General features: G+C 54.6%; 6 protein-coding genes. 1 reads left to right on the forward strand and 5 read right to left on the reverse strand.

What is annotated here, in order from left to right; translation table 11 throughout:
- Positions 1 to 26: 26 nt before the first annotated feature.
- The 5 genes from AC4FIC_RS11725 to AC4FIC_RS11745 form a co-directional block, all read right to left on the reverse strand.
- Complete coding sequence (locus tag AC4FIC_RS11725; protein WP_405124662.1) at positions 27 to 230, reverse strand: Trm112 family protein; 204 nt, start codon at positions 228 to 230, stop codon at positions 27 to 29.
- Entirely contained in the window at positions 220 to 480 is a 261-nt protein-coding gene (gene yidD / locus AC4FIC_RS11730; protein ID WP_100257921.1) for a membrane protein insertion efficiency factor YidD, read from the reverse strand. The genes AC4FIC_RS11725 and yidD overlap by 11 nt, the downstream gene beginning before the upstream one ends.
- 2 nt (positions 481 to 482) lie before the next feature.
- Positions 483 to 1871, reverse strand: coding sequence for a cysteine--tRNA ligase (gene cysS, locus AC4FIC_RS11735; RefSeq protein ID WP_273285776.1), 1389 nt, complete (start codon positions 1869 to 1871; stop codon positions 483 to 485).
- A gap of 69 nt (positions 1872 to 1940) precedes the next feature.
- The gene (locus AC4FIC_RS11740; protein ID WP_100257919.1) at positions 1941 to 2795 is read right to left on the reverse strand and encodes a 6-carboxytetrahydropterin synthase; all 855 of its coding nucleotides are present in this window, start codon (positions 2793 to 2795) and stop codon (positions 1941 to 1943) included.
- A 194-nt stretch (positions 2796 to 2989) separates the two neighbouring features.
- Positions 2990 to 3592 carry a LysE family translocator gene (locus AC4FIC_RS11745; RefSeq protein WP_100257918.1) on the reverse strand — a complete coding sequence of 201 codons (603 nt, stop codon included), beginning with the start codon at positions 3590 to 3592 and terminating at the stop codon, positions 2990 to 2992.
- Between the two features lie 1500 nt (positions 3593 to 5092).
- Between AC4FIC_RS11745 and AC4FIC_RS11750 the strand changes: the two genes are divergently transcribed.
- Positions 5093 to 8452: ice-binding family protein (locus AC4FIC_RS11750; protein ID WP_476195072.1), on the forward strand; the 3360-nt coding region annotated here is incomplete at its 3' end.

Below are 8452 nucleotides of genomic sequence, written 5' to 3' on the forward strand. Positions count from 1 at the left end.
GGCCCGATCCGGGCCCGTCGGGTCGCTTACTTTTTCGCATGCCAATATTCAAACTCATCTTGACTGATCGCCCGCGCCTCATCTTCAAGCATGACCGGTATGCCTTCGCGTACTGGGTAGGCCAGCTTTGCCGCCGTAGACACCAGTTCTTGCTTGTCCCGGTCGAGCTGTAAGGGGGTTTTGGTCACCGGGCAGACTAAAAGGTTTAATAACTGTTTATCAATCAACATCAGGGCGATCCTTCGGTTCATCATAGGTTTTAAGCGGTACCCCGGGAACCGGGTCTAGACCGCCTGCGCTGCCGGGATGGCAGCGGGCTATTCGTTTGGCACTCAACCAAGCACCACGCCAAGCGCCGTGATGGTGGAGGGCAATCAATGCGTACTCTGAACAACTCGGGTAATAACGACAGCGTGGTCCAAGCAATGGGCTGATCACCCATCGATAAAACTGCACCACGCCGATCAGCAGCCATTTCACCGTTAAGACTCGCGCGACCAAAGTGTGCCTTCGCGGGTATCGTTAATCAGCACGCCGCGGTCGGCCAGTTGCGCGCGAATGGCGTCGGCACCGGCAAAATCACGTTGTTTTTTGGCGGTCTGGCGGGCCGCAATCAGCGCTTCAACTTGCTCGGCACTGATATCGCCCTCTGCCGTCTGACCCTGGAACCAGGTGTCTGCGTCCAGCTGCGCTATATTGAGGAAGTCGGTAATGGCAAAGATCTCCGCCTTCAGTTGGGCGCGCTCGCCGAGGTCATCGGTTTTGAAAAATCGATTGGTCAGCTCGTGTAAGACGGCAAAGGCCTTCGGCGTATTGAGGTCATCGAGCAACATCTGCATAAACGGCAGGGCCATCAGATCGGCGATGGGTGCTGAACCAAGCTCGGCACTGTCGCGCTTGATGGTGTATAGCCGATCGAGCAAGGAACGGCTTTGATGCAGCAGTTGTTCAGACCAGTTCATATTGGATCGATAATGGGCCGATAAGAGCGCCACCCGCACCAGTTCATGCGGCTGCTGGGCCAATAGATCGCGCAGCACGATAAAGTTGCCCAAGGATTTGGACATCTTCTCGCCTTCGATATCGAGCATCGCATTGTGCACCCAGTAGCGGGCATAGGCACCGGGTTGATCGGTGCAGCAGACCCCCTGGGCGAGTTCGTTTTCATGATGCGGAAAGAGCAGGTCGGTGCCGCCGCCGTGGATATCGATGGTCTCACCCAGATGCTTGTGGATCATCGCGGTGCATTCGATGTGCCAGCCTGGTCGTCCGCGGCCCCAGGGGCTGGGCCAACCGGGTTGGTCATCGGTTGACGGCTTCCAGAGCACAAAGTCCATCGGATTGCGTTTGTAATTGGCGATGTCGACGCGTGCACCGGCAATCATATCGTCGGTGTTGCGCTTCGACAACTTGCCATAGTCGGCCAATGAATCGACCGCAAACAGGGCGTGGCCCTCTGCCGCATAGGCATGTCCGCGCTCGATCAAGGTGTTGATCGTGGTGATGATTTCACTGATGTGTTCGGTTGCCTTGGGCACGATGGTCGGCACCAGGTTGCCCAGGGCCACCATGTCTTCATCATAGGCGCTAATAAAGCGCTCGGTGATCACGGAGATATCAACGCCCTGGGCCGCAGCCGCGGCATTGATCTTGTCATCGACATCGGTAAAGTTGCGCGCATACACCACCTTGGGGTAGAGCTGCTGTAGGGTGCGAAACAATAGATCGTAGACCACGGCCGAGCGGCCGTTGCCGATATGGATATAGTTGTAAACGGTGGGGCCACAGACATACATGGTGACCTGCTCGGCGTCGAGGGGTGAAAAGGCTTCCTTTTTGCCGGTCATACTGTTCTGTAATACCAGGGACATGTGCTTTCCATCGATGGAGGTAATCAGCGCGCAGTATACCTCGGGCGAACGGGTCAGGCTAACGGCATCTTAGTGGTTCGACGCGATGGCACCCTTCTGCACACCCTCGAATGCCTTAACGCGCCAGTGATCCTCTGGCGCTTCCTGCTGCAGGGCATTGGCAATATGGCTGGCGATCAGCTCAACGGTACTGTCGGTGGCCATCAGGTAACACTGGTCGGGATTCAACCAGACATCAAAGCGGCCCTGCTCGGCGTCATAGCCGATGTGTTGCAGATGCCTATGGCTAGATGGCATCTGGTCTTCGGCCGTTACCAAGTAGATATCGGCAAAGCGTTTGGCCCATTCCTGTTCACTCTCTATATCACGCTTATGGTTGCGATAGATCTCGATCCGCGAGCGATGACCGTGGCAAATGCGTTGGCAATCGCCCTGATGCTTCTTAAGGCCATGCGAGTAGTGATAAAAATCACCCGCAATCTCCTCAGTGCGCAATTGCAGCGATACCTGACGCACATTGGCGGGGACTAGGGTATTGAGATGGGATTCCAGCAACGGTCGGGCCGAGTCGATGGTCACCTTATCGCTGTCGACAATAAATACCGCCTCACGAGGGCTCTGGTAAACAAAGGCGAGCTCGCCGTCGGGTCGACGATACTCAATGTGTATCTGATTGCCGTCCGCGAGCGTCTCAATAGTCAGGCCAGGCAGGTGCTCCGGCACTACTAGCGTATGGTCCATGCCACTATCGAGCGCCGCCTTGAGCATTTTTTTCACATGGCCAAAGTCGAACACCATACCTTCGTCGTTGAGTTCACCGACCAGCTCGACATCGACGATCCAGCTTTCGCCGACCACGCCGCGTTGCGGGTGAAAGTAACTGAAATCGATGACGGTGAGATTGTTAACAAACAGGCGATTCATGGTGAAGGCTCACTCCGGCGGTAAGGGGTTCGATAGCAAACTAGGCGGGCCTAGTATAGACGGCGGAGGAGTCTAACAGAAAATAGCTTTTGCACTAAGCCCGCGCAGGGGAAATTGACTACTGATGCCATTGTTCGTATTAACAATGTGACCTGATTGCCGCCCTGAACCGAGCATTGGCCACTGGGTCGACATCAGATGAACGACACCGCCATCATCGGAATAATCGAGACGGCCAGAATCAAGCCCATGGTGACATTGAAAATGCGCTGTTGACGGTCGTTTTTGAGCAGCCGTTGGAGCGCACTGCCGGCGAATAACCAACTGCCGACGCAGACCAGGCCGGCCAGCATAAAGGTGATGGCGATGGTCAAGACCTGCGGCAACAGCGCCACATCGTCCACAGTGAAGGCGGCGATGGCACCAATGCTCATAACCCAGGCCTTGGGATTGACCCACTGGAAGAGGACACCCTGGATATAGGTCAGGGGTTTGGCCGTTGTGCGAGTATCTCCGGAGACTCGGGTTAGGGCAATTTTGGCCGCCAGATAGAGCAGATAGGTCGCGCCAATAATTTTGATCAGGGTGTAAGACATCGGCCATTGCGCAAAAATGCGGTCCAAACCGAGACCGAGGACCAGCATCATCACCGGCACCCCGGAAATAATGCCCAACCAATGGGGTATAGAGCGTTGCACGCCAAAGTTTAAGCCGGAAGACAGGATCATCAGGTTGTTGGGTCCGGGTGTGCCGGTGGACGCCACGGCAAACAGCAATAAGGCGATGCTAAAGCTCATCACTGAGCTGCCCGAGCAGAACCGTGTATTGGTAGGGTGGCAAGGGTAGTCATGTAGCGTTCTCGCTATCTTGGGGTGCGCGAATGAAGCCTAAGTCGGCGTTGTTCGGATGCTGATATACAAGACGAGTATATTGACCAGTACCCATAAAGACCATAGCAATCATGCACAGACGTGTCCCAAGCCAGCAGCAATTGAAGACGGGATGTTAGGCCAGTGACTGCTCGACGTCCCCTTTGGCGGATGATAATTGAGGGTGAATTAGTATGCACCCACCAAAGAGGTAGCCCGACACACTCATCAATAAGCATTATTGTCTAAATGACTATAGTAAAAAACGGCCTTTTTTTTTATAATAAATGAATTATTTTAAAACTTTTCCGATTTAAAAAGTTACAAACTTTTGCAGTGACTCTGTGCCTATAGTCAAAAGGGTTACTTAAAAATATAACCGCATCGTTTATCTTTTTTACGTTTAAAAATTAATTCTATATGAGAAGGCCGGCACGCCGGGCGTTTAGGGATTTCAGGGTGGCAGTATATTTTACCTGGCCAATATGGGTATAACCGTTAATGGCCCAGGATGCTTGTCTTTTAGCGCATGTAATTAAATTAATGAAGCGCAGAAATTTTTTCAATCCTAATCATAAAATAGACTCCAATGGTCATGGTCAATATGATGATAAAAGTATTTATTCGATATTAATATAAATAAAAGTATTACTGATAGAATTTTAAGTTAAGGAGGTATATTGTGCACAACAGCTGACCAGAATATGTAAATAGAGCAAGAGCGTTATCTTGTTCATACTTTGAAGTTAATAAGGCCCGAACATCGGCCCTTACGTCAATGTTACCTCAGAGGAGAGTCTGGCAAAGGCTCTCTGACCATACTCATCCCAAAAGCCTTCAAAAACGGACAGGATTTAAGGAAAGGCGTCCAGCTCTTGAAGTAGGCTTAGGATCGACGAATTTAGGCAATAGGTCGGCATGCACTTGTAAAGTGAAAGTAGTCGACAGATGCGCCACATCTTGCGAGTAGCCCAATTTTGTGACCAGGTAAAAGCTGCTAACTGGGCTTTTGATTGTTTGCCTGCGTGCTATTTACGACAAATCCCCAGCTAGGATTGTAATGTGCAGAAATAATGAAGGGATTCCGACCAAACACGTTCTCGTTCCAAATAAGGCGCCAACATGAACACTAAATTGACAACTGTTATCTTATGCAGCCTATTAATCACCGCAACATGGGCGGCAGCAGACGAATATTCATTCGAACAGTTTCTTTTTAAAGATCATTCTGTCTGGTCCGGCGGTGCAGTGGCCATATCAGCGGGCGCAACAATTTCAAATGCAATCGGTGCCGCCGGCGCAGTTTCGGTGGGCGCATGGGCAGAGACTGCCAGGATAACCTCGTCCGCCGCGGTTGACGTAGCCGCTTACGCTAATACCGGCGATCTGGTAGCAGGTGCCGCCGCTGCTACAGGTCAAGGGTCTGTGGTGAGCAGTATTTCGTCTGGCAGCGCTGTATCCATCGGCGCAGCATCTTCGGTTGGGGCGTTCGGTGGCCCCTATGGACCGGTATTTTCCGAGGCCGCCACGGTAGTGGGTGCGGGTGCGTTTGTGGGGAATATCTATGCCGGAGCAGCGGTCACCCTAGGCGCGGGTTCTCAAACAGCGCAGGTCTATGCCGGTGCTGCGATAACGGGAAGCGGATCGGAGGCTTCTTTTGCCTATACCGATACTATCAGCGCTCGGCCGGCGATTGTCTTTACCGATGGGCAAGACGGTATAGCGAATATAATCGATGCTCAAGCCGTATTATTTCAGCTTACCCCCAATGAAATACTAGGCGCCGTGGCTATGGGCGGAGCAGTTTATCGGCCCGGTGTCTATCAGGGCACTGCTGCTACCGTTGCTGCGGATTCGGTTGTGACCTTCGATGCTGAAAATTCAACTCAGGTTCAATTTTGGATTATTAACCTTAGCTCCGCATTGACCGTGGCCGCAGGCAGTGAATTTAAAATAATCAACGTTGGCAGCGGTGGTGCTGTGGTCATTTGGAATATAGGTGGTGCGCTGACTCTGGGTGCGGGGTCATCCTTCATTGGTACTGCTTTTATTAATGGCGCGGTCACCGGAGCGGGAGCCGCCGTTTGCGGGAACTTATGGGCCACTGCGGCCATTGCTATTGGCTCCGTGACATCTGAGTCGGGCGGACTGAATTGCGCCGTCGATGTGAACGAGATTGGCATCTACAACGGCATTGCCACCTATAGCGGCTATATGGGCCAAGCGAGCACGGAAGCCCTCGCAGAAGCTGAGGCCTTGGCGCTGGCTGAAGCAGAAGCTTTAGCAGAAGCGCAGGCCTTGGCGGAGCAAGCACTGGCGGAGAGTCTAGCGGTAACGTTGGCCCAGGCTCAGGCGGAAGCGCTCGCTCAGGTTCAGGCCGATCAAGCACGTTTGGCAGCCGAAGCGCTGGCTCAGGCCTTGGCTGATGAAGCATTGGCTCTGGCGCAATCGGAGAAGATTATCGCGCAGCAAGCCCTAGCCTTGGCGCAGTCCGAAAAAGCCTCTGCGGAGCAAGCGTTGGTTCAGGCGCAGTCTGAAAAAGCGGTAGCGGAGCAAGCTTTGGCGCAAGCCTTGGCGACAACCGTTTTGGCACAGCAGGGCTTGGCAGATGCAGAGTCTGAACTTCTCGTGCAGGCCGCACAGGCCCTGTTAGAGGCAGAGCTGCTGGCACAGTCAGGGGCCGAGATTCTGGCCATAGCCGATCAAGCGCTGGCGCAGGCTCAAGCAGAGAAGGCAGAGGCGGATACGCTGACGCAATCGCAATGGGTGACGCTAGCCTTGGCAAACCAGGCGCTGGCAGCTGCGCAAAGCCAAGCTCGAACTCTGGCCCTAGTGCATGCCCAAGCTTTAAAGGAGCACCAAACGGAAACCTTGGCGCAGGCGGATGCACTAGAAGCGGCGCAGGCGGAGATTTTGGCCCAAGCAGAGACATTAACGTCAGCCGAGGCTGAGGCCGAGTCCCAGTTGGCGCTATTGGCGGTGGCCCAGGCGGAGATTCTGGCCCAAACGGATAGTTTGGCGTTAGTCGAGGCGAACGCCTTGGCTGGAGCTGAGGCAACTGCATTGGTGCACGCACAGACTTTGGCATTGGCGCAGGCTGATATGCAAGCGCAGGCCGAGACTCTGGCGCAAGTCGAGTCTGAGATCCTGGCACAGGCCGATATTTTGGCCCAAGCCCAGGCAAATATGGCGCAGGCGCAGGCGCTCGCGCAGACGCAAGCGGAGACAGTAGCGCAGGCTGAAGAGGCGTTGAGCGCGGCCAGAGCATTGGCGCTGGAACAGGCCGAGACCGCGGCTCAAGCTGAAATTTTGGCACAAGCGGCTATAACAGCGCAGGTAGAAAATCTAGCCCTAGCGGAGGCGGAAATCCTCGCACAGGCGGAGAGGGCATTAGCCCAAGCGGAGTCCCTGGCTCAGGCTGAAGCTGAGATACTGGCGCAGGTAGAGCAGGCGTTGGTGGAAGCGGAGACGCTGGCGCTGGCCCAAGCTAAAATTTTGGCACAGGCGGAACAGGCGCTAACGCAAGCAGATATTCTTGCGCTCGCCGAGGCGCAAATTCTGGCGCAGTCGGAATCTCTAGCACAAGCCGAGACTGAAATCCTGGCGCAGGTGAACAGAGAGCTGGCCCAGGCCGAAATTCTAAACCTGGCCGAAGCGGAGACTCTAGCGCAGGCGGAGATTCTAGCGCAGGCGCAGCAAGCCCTTGCCGACGCTCAGACCGAGGCGCTGACCGAGGCGCAAATTTTGGCGCAGGCTCAACAGGCCTTGACGCAAGCGCAAACGGCTCAGGCGCAGGCTCAGGCATTAGCCGTAATTCAGGCTGAAAGGTTAGCAGCGACACAGGCGGAAACTCTCGAGCAAGCGGAAACTGAGATTCTGGTGCTGGCGGAATTTATAGGGCGGGCAGAAGCTGAAATTATAGCCCAGGCGGAAATTCTAGCGCTAGCCGAAATCGAGACTCAAGCCCAGGCAGGCATATTGGCGCTGGCTGAACAAGCCTTAACCCTGGCCCAAGCAGCTCAAGCGCAGACTGAGGCGCGCGCGCAGACTCAGGCTGAGACACTAATCTTGGCTGAGGCAGAGATTGCAACGCAGGCTCAGAATGCCCTGACCCAGGCTGAGAGATTGGCGCAAGCAGAACAAGCCGTAACGCGGGCCCAAGTCGCGCAAGTCCGAGCCGAGGCCCTTGAACAGGCTGAAACGGCGCTATTGAGCGAAGCCGAGCAAGCTCTAACGCTTGCTCAAGCTGCGCAGGCGAATGCGGAAGCCCGAGTGTTGACTCAAGCAGCAACGCTAACCTTGGCAGAAGCGGAAATTGTAACTCAAGCTCAGGATGCACTGGCACAGGCTGAAATATTAACACTGGCCGAAGATGAGATCATCGCGCAGGCTGAAATTCTAGCTCTGGCCGAAGCCGAGATTCAAGCCCAGGCAAGGATATTCGCGCAAGCAGAGCAAGCCCTAACGCTAGCCCAAACTGCTCAGGCGAATGCGGAAGCCCGAGTGGTGGCTCAAGCCGAGACGCTAACTCTGGCAGAAGCGGAAATTGTAACGCAGGCACAGAACGCTGTGACCCAGGCGGACGTTTTAGCGCTGGCCCAGAGTGAGATTTTAGCGCAGGCCGATATTCTCGCGCAGGCCGAAACGGAGACTCAAGTCCAGGCCGAGATATTGGCGCAAGCCGAACAGGCTTTAACGCGGGCCCAAGCTGCGCAGTCGCAGTCGGAAGCGCGAGCGCTGACCCAGGCCGAGACGCTAACTCTGGCAGAAGCGGAAATTGTAACGCAG

It is taken from the genome of Reinekea sp. (assembly GCF_982785585.1).

Bases quoted from the DNA above. Each gene is read 5' to 3' on its own strand.
- cysS (WP_273285776.1), bottom strand. From the start codon at position 1,871: ATGTCCCTGGTATTACAGAACAGTATGACCGGCAAAAAGGAAGCCTTT.
- AC4FIC_RS11725 (WP_405124662.1), bottom strand. From the start codon at position 230: ATGTTGATTGATAAACAGTTATTAAACCTTTTAGTCTGCCCGGTGACC.
- AC4FIC_RS11745 (WP_100257918.1), bottom strand. From the start codon at position 3,592: ATGAGCTTTAGCATCGCCTTATTGCTGTTTGCCGTGGCGTCCACCGGC.
- AC4FIC_RS11740 (WP_100257919.1), bottom strand. From the start codon at position 2,795: ATGAATCGCCTGTTTGTTAACAATCTCACCGTCATCGATTTCAGTTAC.